The 21,867-nt window shown below is 43.1% G+C and carries 17 protein-coding genes; 7 read left to right on the top strand and 10 right to left on the bottom strand.

The features are described 5' to 3' along the window. Positions 1 to 14: 14 nt before the first annotated feature. Positions 15 to 2,942, bottom strand: a complete 2,928-nt coding sequence (fdhF, locus tag BBA02S_RS10005) for a formate dehydrogenase subunit alpha (RefSeq protein WP_041113025.1) — start codon at positions 2,940 to 2,942, stop codon at positions 15 to 17. 443 nt (positions 2,943 to 3,385) lie between these two features. Here fdhF and BBA02S_RS10000 point away from each other — a divergent pair, with 443 nt between their 5' ends. From BBA02S_RS10000 to BBA02S_RS09990, 3 genes are all read left to right on the top strand, one after another. After that, positions 3,386 to 3,748, top strand: coding sequence for a Na-translocating system protein MpsC family protein (locus BBA02S_RS10000; RefSeq protein ID WP_041100249.1), 363 nt, complete (start codon positions 3,386 to 3,388; stop codon positions 3,746 to 3,748). After that, positions 3,745 to 4,548, top strand: a complete 804-nt coding sequence (gene fdhD / locus BBA02S_RS09995) for a formate dehydrogenase accessory sulfurtransferase FdhD (protein WP_041099423.1) — start codon at positions 3,745 to 3,747, stop codon at positions 4,546 to 4,548. Before BBA02S_RS10000 ends, fdhD begins: the two co-directional genes overlap by 4 nt. A 327-nt stretch (positions 4,549 to 4,875) precedes the next feature. After that, the gene (locus tag BBA02S_RS09990) at positions 4,876 to 6,528 is read left to right on the top strand and encodes an FMN-binding glutamate synthase family protein (RefSeq protein ID WP_052477211.1); all 1,653 of its coding nucleotides are present in this window, start codon (positions 4,876 to 4,878) and stop codon (positions 6,526 to 6,528) included. Between the two features lie 61 nt (positions 6,529 to 6,589). On the opposite strand, the gene BBA02S_RS09985 is transcribed toward BBA02S_RS09990, so the two are convergent. Next, positions 6,590 to 7,657 (bottom strand): thermonuclease family protein, encoded by a 1,068-nt coding sequence (locus BBA02S_RS09985; RefSeq protein WP_052477212.1) that lies wholly within the window; start codon positions 7,655 to 7,657, stop codon positions 6,590 to 6,592. 351 nt (positions 7,658 to 8,008) lie between these two features. Here BBA02S_RS09985 and BBA02S_RS09980 point away from each other — a divergent pair, with 351 nt between their 5' ends. Then, on the top strand, positions 8,009 to 8,347 hold the full coding sequence (locus BBA02S_RS09980; RefSeq protein ID WP_041099425.1) for a hypothetical protein: 339 nt from the start codon (positions 8,009 to 8,011) through the stop codon (positions 8,345 to 8,347). 108 nt (positions 8,348 to 8,455) lie between these two features. On the opposite strand, the gene BBA02S_RS09975 is transcribed toward BBA02S_RS09980, so the two are convergent. Genes BBA02S_RS09975 through BBA02S_RS09945 form a run of 7 tightly spaced genes read right to left on the bottom strand, consistent with a single transcriptional unit; the run spans position 8,456 to position 16,016 of the window. Further along, on the bottom strand, positions 8,456 to 9,700 hold the full coding sequence (locus BBA02S_RS09975; RefSeq protein WP_041099427.1) for a M20 family metallo-hydrolase: 1,245 nt from the start codon (positions 9,698 to 9,700) through the stop codon (positions 8,456 to 8,458). Next, positions 9,693 to 11,312, bottom strand: a complete 1,620-nt coding sequence (locus BBA02S_RS09970) for an amidohydrolase (protein ID WP_052477213.1) — start codon at positions 11,310 to 11,312, stop codon at positions 9,693 to 9,695. Before BBA02S_RS09970 ends, BBA02S_RS09975 begins: the two co-directional genes overlap by 8 nt. A gap of 42 nt (positions 11,313 to 11,354) precedes the next feature. Continuing rightward, positions 11,355 to 12,701, bottom strand: coding sequence for a TRAP transporter large permease (locus BBA02S_RS09965; protein WP_041113026.1), 1,347 nt, complete (start codon positions 12,699 to 12,701; stop codon positions 11,355 to 11,357). Beyond that, positions 12,698 to 13,192 (bottom strand): TRAP transporter small permease, encoded by a 495-nt coding sequence (locus BBA02S_RS09960; protein WP_041099431.1) that lies wholly within the window; start codon positions 13,190 to 13,192, stop codon positions 12,698 to 12,700. The genes BBA02S_RS09965 and BBA02S_RS09960 overlap by 4 nt, the downstream gene beginning before the upstream one ends. Before the next feature lie 32 nt (positions 13,193 to 13,224). Next, complete coding sequence (locus BBA02S_RS09955) at positions 13,225 to 14,256, bottom strand: DctP family TRAP transporter solute-binding subunit (protein ID WP_231557126.1); 1,032 nt, start codon at positions 14,254 to 14,256, stop codon at positions 13,225 to 13,227. Positions 14,257 to 14,272: 16 nt separating this feature from the next. Beyond that, positions 14,273 to 15,031 (bottom strand): class II aldolase/adducin family protein, encoded by a 759-nt coding sequence (locus BBA02S_RS09950; protein ID WP_197072547.1) that lies wholly within the window; start codon positions 15,029 to 15,031, stop codon positions 14,273 to 14,275. Positions 15,032 to 15,059: 28 nt separating this feature from the next. Continuing rightward, complete coding sequence (locus BBA02S_RS09945; protein ID WP_169799355.1) at positions 15,060 to 16,016, bottom strand: D-2-hydroxyacid dehydrogenase; 957 nt, start codon at positions 16,014 to 16,016, stop codon at positions 15,060 to 15,062. A 297-nt stretch (positions 16,017 to 16,313) separates the two neighbouring features. Between BBA02S_RS09945 and BBA02S_RS09940 the strand changes: the two genes are divergently transcribed. The 3 genes from BBA02S_RS09940 (at position 16,314) to BBA02S_RS09930 (ending at position 21,156) form a co-directional block, all read left to right on the top strand. Next, complete coding sequence (locus tag BBA02S_RS09940; RefSeq protein ID WP_052475246.1) at positions 16,314 to 17,720, top strand: sigma-54 interaction domain-containing protein; 1,407 nt, start codon at positions 16,314 to 16,316, stop codon at positions 17,718 to 17,720. 262 nt (positions 17,721 to 17,982) lie between these two features. Continuing rightward, positions 17,983 to 19,338: an aminotransferase family protein gene (locus tag BBA02S_RS09935; RefSeq protein ID WP_231557127.1), complete on the top strand. Its 1,356-nt coding sequence runs from the start codon at positions 17,983 to 17,985 to the stop codon at positions 19,336 to 19,338. A 375-nt stretch (positions 19,339 to 19,713) separates the two neighbouring features. Next, on the top strand, positions 19,714 to 21,156 hold the full coding sequence (locus BBA02S_RS09930; RefSeq protein ID WP_041113027.1) for an aldehyde dehydrogenase family protein: 1,443 nt from the start codon (positions 19,714 to 19,716) through the stop codon (positions 21,154 to 21,156). Between the two features lie 88 nt (positions 21,157 to 21,244). Here the strand turns inward: BBA02S_RS09930 and BBA02S_RS09925 are convergent, their stop codons facing one another. Further along, positions 21,245 to 21,661 (bottom strand): PaaI family thioesterase, encoded by a 417-nt coding sequence (locus BBA02S_RS09925; protein WP_041099437.1) that lies wholly within the window; start codon positions 21,659 to 21,661, stop codon positions 21,245 to 21,247. Positions 21,662 to 21,867 lie beyond the last annotated feature (206 nt).

Here is a 21,867-nt window from a genome sequence, read left to right as displayed (position 1 = left end):
CTTTCTCCTTTCGATTAATTAGTCGTCAAGTGAACATAGCCGGGGCGTTGCCATTTGCGCTGCACTTCCACGCCGTTTTGAGGATGCCGTTTTTTGTTGCGGGGATTTGTTTTGGGCAGCGGCGTTTTTCCGCAGGAAGTCAATACTTCCATCCTTACTTTTGTCTGCTTGTAGGCAGGGGTGTTTGTGCGCTGGTCAACAGCAGGGCCAGTTAAGAAGTTAATGGCCGATTCTTTATCCACCGAGTTCATCGGCAGAAACAGTTCATTCGCTTTCACGCGGTTTGTTACTAAAACTGGCAGCTTTAATGCTCCAAAAGGAGAAATAAGCCGTACCAGCGCCCCATCCTGTATACCGCGCTCCTTGGCAAGCTCCGGGGACACTTCAACAAAAATTCCGGGCACCTTTGACTGGATTCCTGTTGATTTGTTTGTCATGTTGCCTTCATGGAAATGCTCAAGCATCCGGCCGTTATTGATATGGAGATCATACTCCTCTGGAAACTCGGCGGGTGCCACCCAGTCGGATAAGGCAAAGCGTGCTTTTTTGTCTGGAAAATGAAAGCCGGCTGTATAGAGAAGAGGTGTGCTTGCTCCGTCGAAGCTTCCCCAAAGAAAACTGTTCCAGCCCTCTAATTGTTCATAGCTTGCTTGACTGAAAAGAGGGGAAAGGCTTGTCATTTCATTAAATATATCGCCAGGACCGCTATATTTCCATCCAGCACCCAGACGATTGGCAATTTCTTGTACAATCCACCAATCCGGCTTGGAATGTCCAAGGGAGGGAAGAACCTGGTATAAACGCTGCACCCGGCGTTCTGTGTTTGTAAATGTTCCTTCTTTTTCTAAAGATGGGGATGCCGGCAAAATAACATCCGCGTATTGCGCAGTTCGTGAAAAGAACATATCTTGAACGACAAAAAAGTCAAGGGAGGATAAGACCTCATGAACGTGATTCGCGTTTGAATCAACGAGGGCCATATCCTCGCCGACAACGTACATGGCCTTCATTGTACCGGCCTCAATCGCTTTAAGCATTTGGATGTTGTCTCGGCCAGGGACCGCGGAGATTTTTACCCCGTAGGCTGCTTCAAATTTTTCGCGGGCTGCATCGTCTGTAATGTGCTGATATCCCGGAAGCCAGCCGGGAAGTGTCCCCATATCGCAAGCTCCTTGAACGTTATTGTGGCCTCGCAACGGATAAGCGCCTGCACCCGGCCGACGGTAATTGCCGGTAGCGAGCAGCAAGTTTGAAATGGCTGCTGACGTATCGGACCCGCCTGTATTTTGTGTAACACCCATTCCCCAAAGCACGCAAGTGCCATCTGCATCTCGAATCATTTCAGCGACTCGGATGAGTGTTTCAGCAGGAATGCCCGTAACAGATTCAGCGTAGTCAAGGGTATATTTTTCGAGTACCCTCTTATATTCATCAAAGAAATGAACGTTTTCTTCAATGAATGCCTGGTCATGCCAGCCTTGATCAATCATATAGCTGGTTACAGCCATCAGCCATACTTGGTCGGTTCCTTGTTTCGGGCTCATGAAAATATCGGAGCGTTCCGCCATTTCATGTTTGCGCACATCGGCGACAATAAGCTTTTGGCCGTGCAATTTATGGGCGCGTTTTACCCGCGTAGCCAGCACCGGGTGCCCTTCGGCCGGATTGGCGCCGACAATAATGACGAGCCCCGCTTTGGCAATATCCTTAATAGTACCGGCATCACCGCCCATGCCGACTGTGCGGAACAGCCCATCTGTTGCAGGGGATTGGCAATAACGGGAACAGTTGTCTACATCGTTCGTTTCAAATACTTGGCGGGCCAGTTTTTGGATCAGGTAATTTTCTTCATTTGTAATTTTCGAAGAAGAAATGAAACCGATAGAACCGGGACCATGTTCATGGTGAATAGTGCCGAGCCGGCTGGCGACTAATTCTAATGCTTCTTCCCATGTGGCTTCCACAAATTCGCCGTTTTTGCGGATTAAAGGAGTAGTCAGCCGTTTGGCAGAGTTGACGAAATCCCAGCCGAACTTGCCTTTCACACAGGTAGAAATCGCGTTCACTGGCGCTTCAGAAACCGGCTGGACTTTAAGAATGTTGCGTCCTTTTGTCCAGATCTCAAATGAACAGCCAACGCCGCAGAAAGTGCAAACGGTCTTCGTTTTTCGGGTACGCGTATCCCGCATTGCCGCCTCTATTTCAGATACAGCAAAGATGCCGCTATACCCAGGTTCAACGGTTTTAACGAGATCAATCATCGGCGCGAGGATTTCCTCTTTCATTCCGGTCATAAATCCCGCTTCGCCGAGCATGGATTTTTCCATTAACGCATTGCATGGACAAATAGTGACACATTGTCCGCAACTGACGCAGGAAGAGTCATTGATGGAACTTCCTTTATCCCAAAGAACGCGCGGCCGTTCAGCCTCCCAATCAATGGACAAGGTTTCATTGACTTGCAGGTTTTGGCATACCTCCACACATTGTCCGCATGCAATGCATTGATTTGGATCATATCGGTAGAACGGATGGGACAGATCGACTTCACAAGCAGCTGCTTTTGGCTTGTACGGATATTTTTGATGTTCAATTTCCATCTGCTGGACAGTGTTATGCAGCTTGCAGTTGCCGTTATTGTTGTCGCAAACGGTACAATAGAGCAAATGATTTTCTAAAATTCTATCCATCGCCTCCGTTTGCGCCTCTTTAGCAGCAGGAGAAGCAAGTTCAATCTTCATGTCTGGCTGTATAATCGTTGAGCAGGAGCGGACAAGCTTTCCATCTGCTTCCACGATGCAAGTATCGCATGTTTGAATGGGATCTACTTCAGGGACATAGCAAATTTGCGGATGAGGGATCTTTTCTTTGTTTAGAATCTCCAAGATGGTGGAGCCTGGAGAAGCTGTGCAGTCTTTTCCATTAATTGTGATGGTCACCATATGGGCTGCCTCCTTTTTAAAATGAAAGTTCGGTTACATAATGATATTGGACTGGCTGTTTTTCCATTCGTTTAAAAAGCTTCAAGCGATTGATCGGCAGAGTGAATAAAAACGGGCATAAAAAAACCACCATGAAGCTATGCCTTGTTTATAGGCATAATATGTTCATGGTGGAATAGTTATTTAGCAGTGCCTACTAAACAGCCAATCCATTTAAATGTTAAAATAGGAAAGAGCCAGAACAATGAATTATGATCTGAATCCTTCCTTGTTATTATAGTGTTTGCACTCGAAATAAACAAGGTGTACTATTTTTAAACAAAAGGAACTTCCAAGTTCAATCCAGGGACCGATTCCTATTGTTTCTGCTCATTCATGAGCACGGTTTCGCTTTTGGATTGAACAGGGCTTATGAAAAAGGCGACAGCAGGGAGATCAATAATATGTCTAAAAAAATCCATCAATTTAATGATATCATTCGCAAACTGCGCAAGGATTTGCTGGGAAAAGGACCGGAGCGGATTCACAGTATATTTGTGGAAAATATGGCTATTTCCACTTTATACGGCAACTTGACGCCGACAGAAAAGTTTATCGCCAAGACACCGGAAGGAAAAGAAATGGTGCATGCGGCCAGGACAAAATTGATTCAAGAAGTCTATGCCTCCAATCCGCCAGAGGGACTCGAGGAGCTTGTGGGGGCCAAGCTCGTTCATTTGTTTTCCGATATTAAGGTAGAGGAAGATATGGCTGTTTCTGTATTTGTCTTCGATAAAAATATTTGTTTAGAAGGTGAGGGCAAATGAACAAGACAGAGGTGACACGGAGCATTCTCCGCTTCGCAAATGGACAGGTGGAAGAGATAGAGGACCGCATTGTAACAGAATATCCGGTGACCATCAAAGTGAATGGCGAAGAGTTTGTGACGATGGTCTGTACACCGGAATACATCGAAGATATGGTGATCGGCTATTTGGCATCAGAAGGCATCGTCCGCCGCCGTGAAGACATTACTGATATAAGGGTGCAGGAAAAAGAAGGCTATGTGTATGTCGAGACAGATAAAGCGAACCCTTATTCGCAGCGCTTTCAAAGCAAGAGATATATCACTTCTTGCTGCGGGATGAGCCGGCAAGGATTTGTTTTTGTCAATGATGCTCTGACCGCTAAAAAAATGACGGGCGTTCACGTGACCCTTACTCCTGCGGATTGCTTTCGGCTGATGGCGGAAATGCAGGAATCAGCTGCCCTTTTTCGCGAAACGGGAGGCGTCCATAATGCAGCCCTATGCGACAAGCAGGGGATGATTTTGAACAGGATGGATATTGGGCGCCATAATGCTCTTGATAAAATTTACGGATACTGCTTAAGAAATGAAATTACGATCAGAGACAAAGTGCTTGTCTTCAGCGGCCGGCTATCTTCAGAGATTTTATCAAAAGTTGCTAAAATCGGCTGTGAAATGGTTCTGACAAAGTCGGCCCCTACTGAATTGGCTCTCCAGCTGGCGGAAGAATTAGGGATCACCACAGTAGGGTTTATCCGCAACCAGTCATTTAATGTTTATACATGCTCTGAACGGATTGATACAACGGAAGAGCTGTGACGGGCAGAGGAGCTGTCTGTAAAGCTGGTGTTGTAGTGTTATGAAAGATTTTTCATTTACAAAAAAGAGGCGTACAGCATCTTGTTTACAAACTCATCGCTTTAACGCGTATTCAATATATGCCAAGAAAAGGCATCCTTCATTCCTAAGGCACTCGGGAATGGAGGATGTTTATTTTGTTTGATCTGCCATACAGCCAGGCCACTTTCTCAGGAAGATAAGCGCACGGACAAATGAATAAAAAGCGCAGGAAACGCGGTTGTATATATTTTCTTAAGTTAGAGTAATTTAAAACTAAATAAAAGCTAACGATTTGGAGGGATAAAAATGAACGTGGCAGATTTTTTGATCGTGCTGGGCTCTGTGCTGCTCGCGGTGATTCTTATCGTACTGATTGCTTTTCTAATATATATGCTGGCTTTTGACAGAAGCCAGAAAAGCCATTCGATCTTACGGAATTATCCGCTGCTTGGAAGAATCCGTTATTTTTTCGAAAAGATTGGTCCTGAGATGCGCCAGTATTGGTTTAACAGTGATACGGAAGGCCGGCCGTTCTCACGGGATGATTACGAGCATATCGTCAAAAGTGCGAAATACAGCCGGGATGTTATCGGATTTGGTTCCAAGCGCAATTTTGAAGAAGAAGGCTTTTTTATTCGGAATGATATGTTTCCGAAGTTAAATGAGGAATTAAAAGTAGATAAAGAAGGCAAAGTCTTAACGAAAAAATACATTTTGTTAAAGGACCCGCTTTTCGCGCAAAGAGAGGAGAAAAGGGAGGATGAAGAAGCGAATGCCTATTTATTGCATGATGATGAGGCAGTCGTGATCGGGCCGGCTCTCGAACATCCTTTTGTGGTTAAGGGTCAGATTGGAATGTCAGCAATGAGTTACGGATCGCTGGGTGACCGTGCCATTACCGCCTTGTCAGAAGGGCTGGCTCTGGCAAAAGGGGCATGGATGAATACAGGAGAAGGGGGATTGTCTCCTTATCATCTAAAAGGCGGCGTCGATATTATTATGCAGATCGGACCCGGCTTATTCGGTATTCGTGACAAACAAGGAGGAGTCGACTGGGAAGAGCTCAAGCGCAAAAGTGAAATTCCTGAAATTAAGGCATTTGAAATTAAACTGGCTCAAGGGGCAAAAACACGGGGAGGACATATTGATGCGGAAAAGGTGACACCGGAGATTGCGGCCATACGGAAAGTGGAACCGTACCAATCGATTGACAGCCCTAACCGTTTCCGGGAGTTTGCCGATGTGCCATCTATCTGCGAATTTATTGAGAAAATCCGCGCCCACACAGGAAAACCGGTCGGGATGAAAATTGTCATCGGCGGCAATGATAGCGCCGAGGAGCTGGCTAAATATATGAAGGAAACAGGGAAAGGCCCGGATTTTATCACAGTGGACGGCGGAGAAGGCGGGACAGGTGCTTCTTATCAGGAGTTAATTGACAGTGTAGGACTGCCGATTAAGTCAGCCCTGCCGATTCTCGCAGCCACCTTAAAGAAGTACGGCGTGCGTGACCGGGTGAAAATTATCGCTTCCGGCAAACTGTTTACCGCTGATCGGATTGCGATTGCTTTAGCGATGGGGGCTGATCTTGTAAACATCGCCCGCGGCTTTATGATTACTGTAGGCTGTATTCAGACGTTGAAGTGCCAATCGAATATTTGCCCGGTAGGAGTGGCCACGACTGATCCGGATTTGCAAAAAGCACTCGTGATCGACGAGAAAAAGTACCGGACCGCCAATTATTTAATCACTCTCCGCGAAGGGCTGTTTCGCCTGGCAGCGGCAGCTGGCTTAGACTCCCCTGTTCATTTTCAGCCTAAGCATGTGATGTATAAGGACGATAAAGGAGTGGTCACGTCGCTTGAAGACATTCTCCATGAAATCGAAGGACAGACAGCAGCCAGAGAACAGGCTGACATTAAACTGAGACAAAAGCGTACTCGTCCGATTGGTGTCTGATTAAGTTAACAAAAAGAGCCTCTGAACAAACGGGCAGCTTGTTTGCAGAGGCTCTTATGATTTATCTTTCGCAAGCCCACCGGTCGTTATCACGATCGTGTTTGGATTCATACGCCGGGTGGCTGTCAGGTACACCGTCCGGGTGCACTTTTCTGAGCTCCGTACAGTTTTGGTAAGACTCAGAATCAGCCGGCTGTGCTGGCTCCGGTTGCGGAGCAGGAGGCGCTGATGGGGGCTTGTCGGCCGGTGCTTGCTGCTTCGTTTCGTTAGCATGATAACCGTCGTCATCTGCGTAATTTTCAATGGACCAAATGCCGATTTTCTTCGCTTTGGCAGCAGCTTCGATTTCTTTCATTTCATCAAGGTGTTGGGTGTTTGGCGGGTAGACGGCTACCCGCGCCAGTCCTTGTTCAAGAAGCAGCTGATTAAACATTTGCCCGTCAATATACACGTAAGCAAGCAATCGTCCATAACGGTCGCGTTCCTGGATGCCCGGTTCAATCTTGATTTCCTTTCCCGACAAATGCTCTTCTGTGAAAGCCGAAGCTTCTTGTCCGAACGGCTGAACGCCGAGGCGCGGGTGCTTCGTTTCAGGTGTATCGACTAAAATCAGGCGAACGGTTTCCTGGCGGCCATCGATCGTGATTTTGATCGTATCCCCGTCAACTACTCTTGTCACAGAAGCAGAAATCAGTCCTGAGGAGGGGGAGTCGGCAGGGAGTGCTTTTTCCTTGTCGGCTTCTTTCTTCTGTTCTTTCAGCTTTTCCTTTTCGGCTAACTCTTTTTCTTTTTTCGCAAGTGCCTGTTCTCTTTCTGCTAACTCTTTTTCCTTCTTCGTCAGCTTTTCTTGCTTGTGATCCGTTGCTTTCTCCTCGGTTTCAATTGGTTTGTGTGTTGCTTCCTCCACAGGTTCAACAAAAATGAAAGCGAGAATGACGGACAGCAAAATGCCAAAAGCTGCAATCCAGCGCGGCTTTGGCAGATGCGGTTTTCCGTTTCGCTGCTTAGTCAGCTGATAGCAGCCATAAAGAAATAAAAACAGGCCGGCTGCTGCCCACGGGGTAACGGCCACGGTTGTTAACAAGAACAGCACTCCGACTGTAATGAAGGCGTATCTTATTGCTTTCAATGCCTAAACTCCTATCTATTTAAACTATCAGACAAAAACAAACCAGTTTCTTCTATAATCATATCATCTATGGAAAGCACTGGAATTGTCAAGACGAATAAAGGCTGCTGCTAAACCGTTCCGCTTTTGATGAGAGATTTTTGACTATGCATCTTTGTATATCATTAACGATAAAAGGCTCGTTCTGTTTGTGACTCCGCTTTTTCTGTAAATGTTTTGAAGATGCTTTGGTTGTTACTTATTTTTCATTCCAATGTAATTTCATAGAAATAGGGGCGAAAACTCCAATTGATACAATGAAAAATAGTCATTAAATCAAGATCTACTACGACGTATAAAAGGAGTCTAAGTATGGAGGAACATGTAAAAAAATCTCTAGATGAATGGAAACAGGAAATCGATGAACTGCTCAATGAGATAGATAAACAATATGAAGAGGTGAAGCGGGAACTGCAAATTTATTCCTATAAATTCAGCATTACGAAACAGGTGATCCAGTCAACGATCAATGAGGATATTATTCACAGCATCCGCGAGCTCTATCATGCCCCGTTTGAGAAGAGGTTCAATCAACTGAAAGTAGAAATCACGGATCTGGAAGAAAAGAAAAAAGTATTTCAAATGTTTATTGATAAGATCGATAAAGTAAAGGGAAAGAGAGAAGAGAAAGGATACGAACCTGTTCAATAGCAGGGGAGAGGCTAAAAAAAGGCTAGCGTAAGATTGAGAAAAGATCTTTCGCTAGCTTTTTTTATGGGCCGGCTAAGCGGCTTTGAAGGAGGTTCATTTTTTGATTCCTTATTTATCCCCGCCAGCAAGTTTTTGTACAATGCGTAGTAGCAAATTTGCCCCTTTTTCAATAGCTGCTTCCTCTGTGAACTCTTCTTGACAATGGCTTTTCCCTCCAGCACTGGGAACAAAGATCATGGCTGTATTTGCTAGTTTGTTTATGTATTTAGCATCGTGGCCAGCCCCGCTGATCATTTTCTTTGTGCTGTAACCTAAAAGCCTCGCTTGTTCTGTCATACAGTCAATTAACTCCTGTGAGAAATGACTGGAATCTGTTTCCCAAATTTCCTTCACTTCAATTTGAACATTCTCTATCACCGCAATAGTACTGATTCTTTGCAGAACCTCTGAATGCAAGTGTTTACGTATTCGGTCATCTGAATGTCTAATATCAATAGAGAATGTTACTTCTCCAGGAACACAGTTGATCGAATTTGGGACTAATGATAAACGTCCAACGGTTGCGGTAGCTTCTGTGTCTTGTTCTGTTACAATCTGTTGAATTTCCGTGATCATTTTAGAGGCAGCAGCAAGAGCATCTTTTCTCATAGACATGGGGGTGGGTCCTGCATGGTCAGCTTGGCCGATTACTTTAGCTTCTAACCAATTCATTCCTTGTATGCCGGTAACTATTCCAATATCAACATTTTCGCATTCGAGAACGGGACCTTGTTCAATATGCAACTCAATGAAGCTGAAAATGCCATCAATCCGATTTTTTTGAGACCCTTTGTAGCCGATTCTTTCCAATTCTTCTCCGAAGGTTTTGTTGTCCTTATCTGTACAATTAAAAATAAATGATTTCTCAAACACGCCAGCCAGGCCGCCGGCACCCATGATCGGAGGCTCGAATCGAGCGCCCTCCTCATTGGTAAAACAAACGATCTCAACGGGACGCTCTAGGTCAATAGGCTGTTCATTCAATGTACGTAGTACTTCAAGAGAGGATAATACGCCTAATATGCCATCGTACCGGCCGCCCTCTGGTTGTGTATCCAGATGGGAGCCAATAAGAATAGCAGCTGCTGTAGGATTTGTTCCTTCCTTTCTGCCATAAATGTTGCCAAAATCATCAAATCGTACAGCCAAGTCTGCCTCTTTCAGCCATTTAACAAACAAATCCCGCATTTGCTTGTCTTCATCAGTCAAAGCTAAACGACAAAGCCCTCCTTTATCCAGACTGCCAATTTGGCCGCTCATTTGAATGGTTTCCATAAGCCTGCAAAGATTTATAGACAGTGTCTTTTCAACCATTGTGATAGCTCCTTTCATGCTGAAAAACGACATCACCGCCAATAATAGTCATATCTACTTTGGTGTCTCGAACTTGATCCGCACTAAACTGCAAAAAGTTAGCGGGAAGAACCACCATGTCAGCCAGTTTTCCGATTTCCAAGGTTCCTTTTATTTTTTCGTCAAAAGCAGCGCGAGCAGCGAATACAGTATAGGTTTCAATAGCTTCCAGCAAGCTAAGTCTTTGTTCTGGAAGATAAGTTGTATCGCTTTTTGTTTTTCGGCTCATAGCTGAATAAATACCATGTAAAGGTGAGAAATGAATCACCGGGCTATCAGAGCTCCCTGCTGGTTGTAGTCCTTTATCATAAAAGATTTTACTGGCAAATACATAGTTATAAGCCGGTTCATCTAAAACTTTCATATAAATGTCGCCCATTTCATAAATAAGCCCGTATTGGGGGATAGGGATGACAGAAAGATCACTCATCTTTTGGATCAAATCTTCTCTTGTTACAGCAGCATGCTCAATGCGATGACGGTGATCTTTTCTTGGGTGCTTTTTCAAGGCTTTTTCAAACAGCAGCAGGATTTTTTCGATGGCTGCATCTCCCATTGCATGAACAGCAATCTGGTATCCTGCTTCATGAGCATCTATAATTCTCCGCTCCAGTTCATCATCAGAATACATATACAAGCCTTGGTTGCTGTCTGAGTTAAGGTAAGGGCTTGATAAGGCGGCTGTTTGTCCCCCTAATGTTCCATCACAAAACAGCTTAACAGACCCTATCTTCAAGTATTCATTGCCGAAGTTACCCTGCAGTTTCATTCCGTTCAGATAATCAAAGAAATCCGTAAGAATCATGGCGTATATTCTGACATTTAATTTCTTGTCTTCCTGCAATTGCTGCAACACCTTAAATTCATTCATGGAGCCGGAAAAGAATCCAAGACCTGTTTCATGTACACTAGTGATGCCATAACGAATATACTCTTCGTTTGCTCGTAAAAGCATTTTTTTAAGAGATTCCTCATCATAGGAAGGCAGGGCGTTCTTTACTAGGTCCATGGCTCTTTCTTTCAGAACGCCAGTTAATTCTCCAGATTCATCTTTTTCAATGATTCCTCCTTCAACTTGCGAGTCTTTAGAGATATTTGCTAGTTGAAGTGCTCGTTCATTGACGACGGCGGTATGCAAACAGTATCTTGAAATGAACACGGGATTGCTGATCCCCGCAAGAGAGTGCTTATTAATTGGTTCGTCATGTGTGAAGTTTGATTCGTTGTAGCCCCATCCGATAATCCAGTCATCTGGACCGATTTCATTTGCCCGTTCTTTTATGGCATAAATGAGTTCAGCGGCAGAAGAGCAATCACAATTCACATTCAATAAATTAAATCCTGTATTAAACATATGCTGATGAGCATCAATAAAGCCGGGGAGAACAGTTTTTCCCTCTAAATCAATTACGTTAGTATCAGGTCCGATATATTCTTTAATCAATAGATCTGTATGAAGGGAGAGAATCTTGCCATCTTTTATCGCCATCGCCTCGTACGTGTTTTGCTTACTGTCCATTGAGGCAATGAAGCCGTTATGAAATACTGTGTCTGCGTACAGGTGAGTCATCATGTGAAAAACCTCCATCGTTCGTGAAGCATTTTTGTTTTTGAGTTAGGTGGACAAGCTCGGCAGGAAGGTGGAAAAAAAAGGAACATAACTTAATAAAAATAATATTGCCAGCATGACAATAAATAACGGTATTGCCGCAACAGCGATCTTTTCAATAGAAATGTTTCCTATAGCAGAAGCGACAAATAGATTGACGCCCACGGGCGGAGTAATAAATCCAATAGCAAGGGCTGTCACCAGAATAACTCCAAAGTGAACGGGATCAACGCCAATTTGTGTGACAATCGGCAGCAAGATAGGGGTTAGAATAACTAATGCTGCAATCGTATCTAAAAAAGCGCCTACCACGAGCAAAAATAAAATAATCAGCAATAAAACAACATACACGTTCGTAGAGAATCCTAAAATGAAGTCAGCGATTTGCTGCGGAATTTGTTCAATATTTAACACATAGGCGAAGGCAATAGACAAGCCGATCATATATAATGTCGCTCCGATAACTTGGATGGTTTCCAGGGCGCTATCATATACATCTTTCCAGCTTAATTCTTTATGAATAAATTTGCCTACAATTAAACCATACATAATGGCTACAGCTGCCGATTCAGTCGGGGTAAAGATGCTTCCATAAATGCCTCCGAGGATGATAACTGGGGTTAGAAGAGCCCACTTTGCCTCATAAAATGTTTGAAGAACATGCTTAAAGCTGATTCTTTTTACATTCATTTGTTCAATGGTTACAGAAGTCTCATCAAGCACGTTAAATTGACTGGCTGTATTTTCTGCGTTTTTTACAGATTTTCGTTTAATAATGAAATAAGAGGCGATCATCAAAGATAGGCCAATCATAATCCCAGGAAGGATTCCTGCAAGAAACAAGCTTCCAATGGATACTCCGCCAATGACTCCGTATAAAACAAAGGGGATGCTCGGCGGAATAATGACACCGATTGCTCCGGCAGAAGCTGTAATGGCCGCTGCAAATCCCCGTCCGTATTTTTCCCGCTCCATTGCTGGAATCATAAACGAACCGATGGCTGCTACGGTGGCCGGTCCCGAACCAGAGATGGCTGAGAAGAACATGCAGGTAAGGACAGTTACCATTGCCAGGCCACCCGCTACAAACCCTACCAAGGAGCCGGCAAAATCAAGCAGTCTTTTGGAGACACCGCCTTTTCCCATTAAAATCCCGGCCATCATAAAAAAGGGAATAGCCATAATTGGAAAAGAGTCAAGAGATGTGAAGACTTTTTGGGTCAAGGTCATGACAGGAATGCTGTCGGTGAAAAACAGGGCAGTAAATAAAGTAGATAGCCCGATCGCAATACCGATCGGAACGCTTAAAGCAATTAATAGAAACAGAGATAAAAATAATGCGATCGTTGTCAATTTTCCGCCTCCTCTTCGTGCAGGTGCGGTTTGAAAATGTAAACCGCCTGCTGGATGAGTCTTAATGCCATCAGACTTCCTCCAATTGGTACGGCTAGATAAACGATCCACATTGGAATGCCATTAGAAGGGCTGACTTGGCCGGTTCCATGAATATTTAAGATGAGCTGAGTTCCATTGGCAACAAGAAATAGAGCGAAGAAGAACCAAAGAACGAGTGCAATGAGCTCAATGATTTTTCGTAAAGGCTCATTGCAAATGTTTTTTATCAGTTCTACCCGAATATGCTTTTGAGTTCGAACCGAATAGGCGGCACTAATCCAGGCTATCCAAATTAATACATATCTAGAGAGTTCCTCGCTCCATCCAAGAGAAGAACTAATTAAATATCTGAAAACGACTTGTGTAAATACTAAAATAATGATCAATAATAAAGAGGCGACGAGCAGCCATTCTTCAATTTTTGCATCCCGTATACTTTTTCGGATCATTTATTGCTCCCCCTATTCGGCCCTTTACTTAATTATTCTTTGGCAGCTGCTATTGCTGCATCCAGATAGTCTTTTCCGATTTGGTCGCTGTATTTATCGTAGATAGGCTGAAGGTGACTTTTAAACTTTTTCTTATCTTTATCAGATAGTTTATTTACTTCCATTCCCGCTTCTTTTAGCTTTTTCAATTGTTCCGTATCTTGTTGATAAGCTAACTCTCTCTGATGAACGGACATCTTTTGGGCTTCTGCAAGTAGAATCTCTTTTAAATCTTCAGGCATCGAGTCTAGTTTTTCCTTATTGATGACTGTGATGAGAGGAGCATAGGTTTGATCACCAATAGTTAAATACTTTTGTACTTCATAAAACTTCATTGCATAAACTAACGAAACCGGGCTATCCATCCCATCAAAGGTATTTTGCTGAAGGGCGGAGTAAGTTTCACCGAAAGCAAGTGGGGAAGAGTTTGCTCCCATTTCATCGAAGGCGTCTTGATACAATTTGTTTTCAATTACACGAAATTTCAATCCTTTGAAATCGGAGGGCTTGTGAATCGGGCGCACGTTATTTAAATATTGACGAAAGCCATTTTCGCCATATCCAAGGCCAACAAGTTTTTGAGAAGGAAGCAGCTCGTTCAATTTTTTTCCTAATTCACCGTCTAGAGCTTTGTGCGCCTCGTCTCTATTGTCGAAAAGGAACGGCAAATCAAATACCATAAAGGCAGGTTCGAAACTAGCCATTGTCGGGGTGGCAACCATCGTCATATCTACATTTCCTAGCTGCGTTGCTTCAACAGCCTCACGGTCCGAAGCATATAGCTGACCATTAGGAAAGATTTTTAAATCAATTTTCCCGTTTGATTTTTCAGCGAGTTTCTCTTTGAATGCTACTAATGCTAAATGGGAGGCATGGTCTTCCGGTACAGCATGAGTTAATTTAAGCTCTATCTTGCCATTTTTGCCGCCAGCATCAGCACTTGAGTTCCCTGAAGAACAGCCGGCTAAAGCAAAGAAAACTACTAGCAGGCCCGATATGATTGGCAATAACATTTTTCTTTTCATAAATAGCACCTCTTCATTAATTTAATAGATCAGGCTCTTGTTTTATGATACGTTCCCACATCGGTTCGAAATTGATCTTTGCTTGGAATGTGCCAACTTGTCCTCTGGTTTTAAGTGCTTGTTCGTGGTCAATTTTTATTGGCTTCCCTGCAGATTCAGCTAGCAATTGAGCTTGGCAGGAGCGCTCCATAGAAATAAACCACCATGCCGCTTCTTCCACAGACCGTCCGACTGTTAATAGCCCATGGTTACGAAGAATAACAGCCTTATAGTTTTTTAGCGCCCTTGCTATTCTTTCGCCTTCTTCGAGGTCGAGTACCACTCCTGTATAGTCATCAAACAAGCCATGATCTTCATAAAAAGCGCAGGCATCTTGAGTGATGGGGTCAAGAAGCTTCCCTAGGGATGAAAAGCTTTTTCCGTAAATCGAATGAGAGTGAGCGGCAGCTATTACATCAGGGCGTGCTTCATGAATTCTTGAATGAATAGCAAAAGCTGCTTTATTAATCGGCTTGTTTCCTTGGATTACTTTCCCTTGGTGATTGGCTAGTACCAAGTCGGATACCTTGATTTGACTAAAATCCATAGCAAAGGGATTTACCCAAAAGTGATCAGAGTATTCGGGGTCTCGAGCAGTAATATGACCTGCTACACCCATGTCGTAGTCATATTTGGCGAATAAACGAAAAGATGCCGCTAACCTTTCCTTCCGATATCGCCGCTCTTCTTCAATGTTTCTTTGCTGGCTGCCAAGTATGACTTCTGGTTTTTTCATATGCATTAGCCTCCATAAAGTTTTTATTTCAGTAGCCTTTATTCAAATTAATAATATAGGGGGGCTGTTCGCCTTGTTGAAACGCGTTGAAGTTTAGAGCAAATTTCTCCAAAGCTCTTTCGTAATACCGCCATGTTCGAGCAGCCATATGAGGCGTAATCAGAAGATGGGGAGTCTCCCATAGCGGGCTGTCTTCTGGAAGGGGTTCTTCTTCAAACACATCCAGTGAAGCCCCTCTAATCGAACCGCTTTTCAAACTGTGTATTAAATCTTGGTTATTAATGAGGGAGCCACGTCCCAAGTTGATTAAGTAAGCGCTTTCTTTCATTAAAGAAAGTTCATGCCTGCTGATGCAGTGATAGGTTTCAGGAATGCTCGGAAGCAATAACAGGACAAAATCACTTGTCTTTAATACCGTTTCTTTGTCTTTCATAGCGTACATTTCATCGAAAGGTGACTTGTGTTCACCGCTCGTATTTACTCCAATAACACGCATTCCAAAGTCACAACATCTTTCTGCAATCGCTGTACCGACTGTGCCAGCCCCGAAGATAGAAATGGTTTTTCCGTATATTTCATCGTCATGGCCGCAGCGATCCCATAGATGTTTTTGCTTATTAAAGGTATATTTCTCAAGGTTTTTAGCGAAATATAAGATGGTGCTTATTGCATGCTCAGACATTGGTATGCCATGGATTCCTTTAATGTTTGTTAATAAAATTCCCCGTTTTTTCAATTCTTCCAAAGGAACTTTTTCAATCCCTGATTGAAACACTTGTATCCATTTCAATGAAGGCATTTGGTTAAGTGCTTCTTTTGTGATATCAGAGCCATATGTCAACCAAATTTGGATCTTGTGTAAGGGAATTTCGTGTGCAGCATTTAAAAACTTTTCTTGGAAATACACTTTCATCGGATAAACAAATGCAGTAAGATAACCCCTTTCTTTTTCGGGCAATGGATCTGGCAGCGACACTAATAGCATATTTTCCCCCTTTCGCTCCTGTATCAGATATAAAGCAAATTTCATACCAACATTAAGGACATTTTTTCGGGAAAAAGAGAAGAGATCCATTAAATTTTTCCCGTTCTGAAGTTTAAATTTCAAGCTTTGAATCGATGGCAACTCAATCTTGATTTTATTTCGGTTCAAATACCCGCTTAAAAAATCATACTATTTAGAATATTTGTTCTTTTGATTCTTTATCGCTTCAATTATTCGTGATAAACTGGCTAGTGAATGCAAGCTTGTCCTTTTTCATTAATCAAAGGGGGGAAGAGAGTGTTAAAAGAAAAAGATTTATATTTGCCGGAGTATTTTGGAGAGATTTTAAATGCTATTTCTGATGGAATTCTAATTTCCGACAGCCGGGGAGTAGCTTTGTGGGTGAATCAATCTTGCCTAAATTTAATTAACCGGTCGAGGGAGGAAATCATTGGAAAGAGTTCGAGCGATTTGGAAGAAATGGGGATTTTTAATCCTTCCGTCACTAGCATGGTATTAAAAGAAAAAACAATGGTAAGCACGGTGCAATCTACTGAGAATAAACGGCAATTCATGGTTTCAGGGCACCCTATTAAAAGTGAGGAGGGAGAGATTGAGCTAATCATCACACATAGCCGAGATATTACAGGAACTGTACGGACTACTTCCAAACTAGAAGAAATGCAGGCGCTTTTAAAAAAATACAGCCAAGAAATCATGGAGATGAAAAGGAGAAGCAAGAAGGAAGAATCCAATGAATTCTTTGTGGGAAAAAGCAAGGCCTCCCTTTCGATGATTAACCTTATGGACAAAGCAGCACTGGTCGATACAACTGTTCTTATTACTGGGGAAACAGGGGTAGGAAAAAGTGAAATAGCGGGAAAAATCCACCAATTAAGTGAGCGCAGTCAAAAGCCGCTGGTAGAAATCAACTGCGGCGCACTGCCCGACTCATTGATTGAGTCTGAGTTGTTCGGTTATAAAAAAGGAGCTTTCACAGGAGCTGACAAGGGCGGGAAAAAAGGTTTAATTGCCCAGGCAGACGGAGGAACGTTATTTTTAGATGAAATTGGGGAACTGCCAATTCATTTACAGGCTAAGCTTTTGCAATTTTTGCAACAAAAAAAGTACACTCCTATTGGTGATACAAAATCTTATATAGCTGACGTCAGAATTGTTGCTGCGACCAATCGAAACTTGCAGCTGCTAGTGAGCGAAGGTGCCTTCCGGTCGGATTTATATTACAGGTTAAATGTTTTGCCCATTAAAGTCCCTTCTTTGCGTGAAAGACAAGAAGATATTTTTCACTTGCTTCAGCTTAATTTGAATAAATTCAACCAACGTTATGACCGGCAATGCAAGCTATCTTCAGAAGCTTTTCGAATACTGCAAAGCTATCATTGGCCTGGCAATATACGAGAGTTAGAAAACCTCTTAGAACGCGTGGTTATTACCGCACCGACATCTGAAATTACTTCTAAACAGTTATCAACACATTTTCATGAACCGCAAGAACTCCCCTTGAACATTCTTGAAGCTGAAAAAGGGCAATCGTTAACAGAGACACTTGAGAAGATCGAGCGTAAGATCATTGAACAAGCGTATGAAAAATATGATACTACTAGAAAAACGGCATTGGAGTTAGGAATTAGCCAATCTTTATTAATGAGAAGGCTAAAAAAGTATCAGTTGACGAAAAAATAGCCAGGATATTTTGAAAAGAACCAGAAGACGCGGGCTTCCCAAAGGCTGCTTTTTTTTATTTCATGTAGGGAAAGCCGGAGAGGCGGGCCCAACTTTTTTTATATTTTCCGTGACATTATCTATCAGGGATGGCCGTCATACTTGCAAAAGGGATGTTGATGGATTTGGCATACAATTTGCAATAGTAAAAATGGGCAGCAACTGTTTCCTGTACAGATAGCAGCAGTATGAGAATTGGAAGATATTAAAAGGAGGAGAAAGAATGGAGAAAGCAAATGCAGCAGTTGAACAAGGGATGATAAGCACATATAGTGAGCTGATTGAGCTAGATAAGAAACATTTTTTGCATCCGACTTCCCCTATTAAGCAGCAGCAAGAAAAAGGTGCAACTTTTATTTTTGACAAGGGAGAAGGAATTTATTTAAAAGATATACATGGAAATAAAGTCATTGATGGGCTTTCTTCACTTTGGAATGTCAATATTGGGCACGGGAGAGAAGAATTGGGAAAAGCAGCTATGGAACAAATGGCCCGGCTAGGTTTTAGTTCGTGTTTTGCAACATTTAGCCACGAGCCGGCGATTCGGCTGGCAGCAAAGATTGCTGAATTAACTCCAGAAGGGTTAAACACAATCTTTTTTACTTCCGGTGGTTCAGAGTCTAATGATACGGCTTTTAAATTGGTTCGCCACTATTGGAAATTACAAGGAAAGCCAGAAAAGAAAAAAATTATTTCCCGAAAACGTTCTTATCATGGGGTTGCTATGGGTGCTACAAGCGCAACGGGACTTAAGCCTTTCCGTGATTTCACTACTTCATTAGCCCCTGATTTTTATTATGTGGAAAGTACGGGGGCGGCCTTGCGGTCATTTATTGAATCGGAGGGAGCCGAAACCATTGCTGCATTTATCTCTGAGCCTATACAGGGAACAGGAGGGGTTCATCTCCCGCCTCAAAATTATTTTAAAGAGGTAAGGGAAATTTGTGATGAATACGATATCTTATTTATTGCGGATGAAGTGATTACCGGTTTTGGAAGAACCGGCACCTATTTCGGAATCGAGCAATTTGGTGTAATTCCAGATCTTATGAGTGTGGCAAAGGGAATTACAAGCGGATACGCTCCATTGGGCGGAGTGATCCTATCAGAGAAAATTCATCAGGACTTAATTGAAAAGACGGAAGGGCTGTTTATGCATGGCTACACATATAGCGGTCACCCGGTATCGTGTGCGGTGGCTCTTAAGAATATAGATATTATAGAACGGGAAAGTTTAGTGGAGAATTCAAGAGTGATGGGCGAGGAAATGCTTAAGGGTTTTAAATGGCTGCAACAAGAACATAGCATTGTAGGAGAAGTACGTGCACTAGGATTGATGGGTGCCATTGAAATAGTAAAAAACAAGCAGACAGCTCAAAGATTTGACAAACCGATTTCTCCGCTAATCGTAGAAGAGTCCATGAAGTACGGGCTTATTCATCGCGGGGTTATTTACGAAGGAGCAGATACTCTTATTTTCGCTCCTCCTTTAGTCATTTCGAAAGAGGAAATTCATAAGATGATTAACCTTTTAGACAAGGCACTGACAGCTGTGGAGAAGCAGCTTGAGCTAGAATAAGCATAAAGCTGATTTATAAAAATCTGTTGAATCCCGGAATTCACTACGTGAAGCCAGTTGATTCCGGGGTTTTTGGATATAAGAGAAGGAAGATCCGCATTTTTCTTTTTTTACATTAAAGAGAAGGTTTCTATAGCAAAGTCAAATTTTCGTGTTTCTATTAACTGAAAATATGCTAAACTAAAAAAAGTTCCACTATTCACGACACTTTTACCAAATGAAGAATTCGCACTTCCGCTCACTTTTCGGCATAGTCAGGGGAAAACTGCCACTCATTTGCGAGTGAAGTATAGATAGCAAACGAACAGGAACATATGCCAAATTGCTGTTTTATATAGCAGGATAAGTGATTATTGTTTTAGAGGAGGAGAAATGATGCGTTACTTAAATTACATCAATGGACAGTGGAAAGAACCAACTACAGGGGAGTATAAAGAGAATACTAGTCCCCATAACGGAGAGAACCTTGGGGAGTTTCCTTCCAGTGCAAAAGCAGATGTGCAAGAAGCGGTAACGGCTGCGAAGGAAGCGTTTTTGTCATGGAAAAAAAGCTCTTTTCAAGAGCGTGCATCTTATCTTCGCAAAGCTGCAGCGTTCTTAAAAGAAAATATAGAAGAAGTAGGACGGGATCTGGCGCTTGAAGAGGGAAAAACGCTGGCAGAATCAATCGGTGAGACACAGCGGGCAATCAGCATTTTGGAATATTATGCAGCGGAAGGGCTCCAGCCAACCGGTGATGTGATTCCATCGGCAAACCCGGAGACGCTTTTGTATACAAATCGTGTACCAGTTGGGCCGGTCGGGCTGATTACTCCGTGGAATTTCCCGATTGCTATTCCGGTTTGGAAGCTTGCCCCAGCCCTTATCTATGGAAATACAGTGGTGATTAAACCGGCGGATCTTACGCCGAAATCCGTTTATCATGTGATGAAAGCCTTTGACGAAGCTGGTATGCCAGCTGGTGTTGTCAACTGTGTATTCGGCAGAGGATCTGTAGTAGGCAATGAGCTTGTGGAAAATCCAGGGATTAAAGCCATTTCCTTTACTGGCTCTAACCAAGTCGGATTGCAAATCCAAAGAGAAGCAACAGCCAACGGAAAGAAAGTGCAATTGGAGATGGGCGGAAAAAATCCGCTGATCGTTCTTGCTGATGCGGATGTTGAAAAGTCAGTCAGCATTGCGATTAATGGCGCTTTTAAATCTACTGGCCAAAAATGTACGGCAACGAGCCGTGTGATCGTTGAAGAAGGAATTTACGAAGCCTTCCGCGATCGGCTGGTGGAGCGTACAAAAGAGCTAAAAGTCGGAGACCCGCTCCAAGCAGAAACATTTATGGGACCGGCTGTTTCAAAAGGACAGCGTGATGGTGTGCTGGCAATGATTGAAGCAGGAAAAGAAGAGGCAGCATTGCTATGCGGCGGTGAGACTCCAGCTGAGGAAGAATTGGCCAACGGATTTTATGTGAAGCCGACGATTTTTGAAAATGTTCCTCAAGATGCCCGGATTGCCAAAGAGGAAATTTTCGGTCCTGTGATTGCGCTATTTAAAGTCAATAGCTATGAAGAAGCCATTGATATGGCTAATGATACAGAATATGGCTTAAGTGCAGCGATTTGTACGAATAATCTTACGCTGGCCAACCGTTTTGTGGATGACATTGAAGCAGGGATTGTTCATGTGAATTCCGAAACAGCTGGAGCGGAACCGCAAGTTCCATTTGGCGGATGTAAAGCATCCAGCACCGGCTCACGTGAACAGGGAAAAACAGCCATCGAATTCTATACGCAAGTAAAAACGGTGTATGTCGACCGGATGTAATCGGTCCTTTTATTAAAAAAATAGCCCTTCCCACTCGCAGAGGGGAAGGGCTATTGCTAGCGGTTCACATACTAAAGCCGGCAAATGATTACTTTTTAGCCATGATCATAATAGAAGAGGTGACACTTGCCGTTAATTTGCCGTTCTGCATTAAATCAGCCGTCAGATAAGAAACAGTCCGGCCAAACTTCTCCACCTTTACCTCTATGTCTACTTCGCCTGTAAATGTCGGACGGTGAAAGGTTGTTTGCAGATTAATGGAAGCAAATGTTTGATCTTCGGTTAATAAGGGAGTAATAGCATAGGCCATCATAATATCGGCAGCTGCCGCGACAAATCCTCCCATAATGACGCCATTCCCATTCAATAGGCGGTCCTCAATAATCCATTGTCCTTTCGCATACCCTTCTCCAGCCTCCAATGCTTTTACACCGAGTGTTGTATCACACGCGGGCGGAGCGCTTTCCCCGCGGATCACTTCGTTTAAATTTACTGTCTTTATCATACGTACTCATCCTCCTATGTAAATAAGCGCTTTCAAACTGATACCTATACTATTCGGCAGCTTTGAGAAATCTCCTTCTTTAATGGTGAACTGAACGACCGTAAAAAAATCGTTAGAATACACATTTGGATCAGGCGAGAAAACCGGCAAATGAAAAACGAGCGGGAGGAGGGTGTATGAGACAATTAAAGAGGGAAAGATACAGA

Source organism: Bacillus badius NBRC 15713 (assembly GCF_001591605.1).
GTDB lineage: Bacteria > Bacillota > Bacilli > Bacillales > Domibacillaceae > Pseudobacillus > Pseudobacillus badius.
This window is presented reverse-complemented; position numbering and strand designations above follow the sequence as displayed.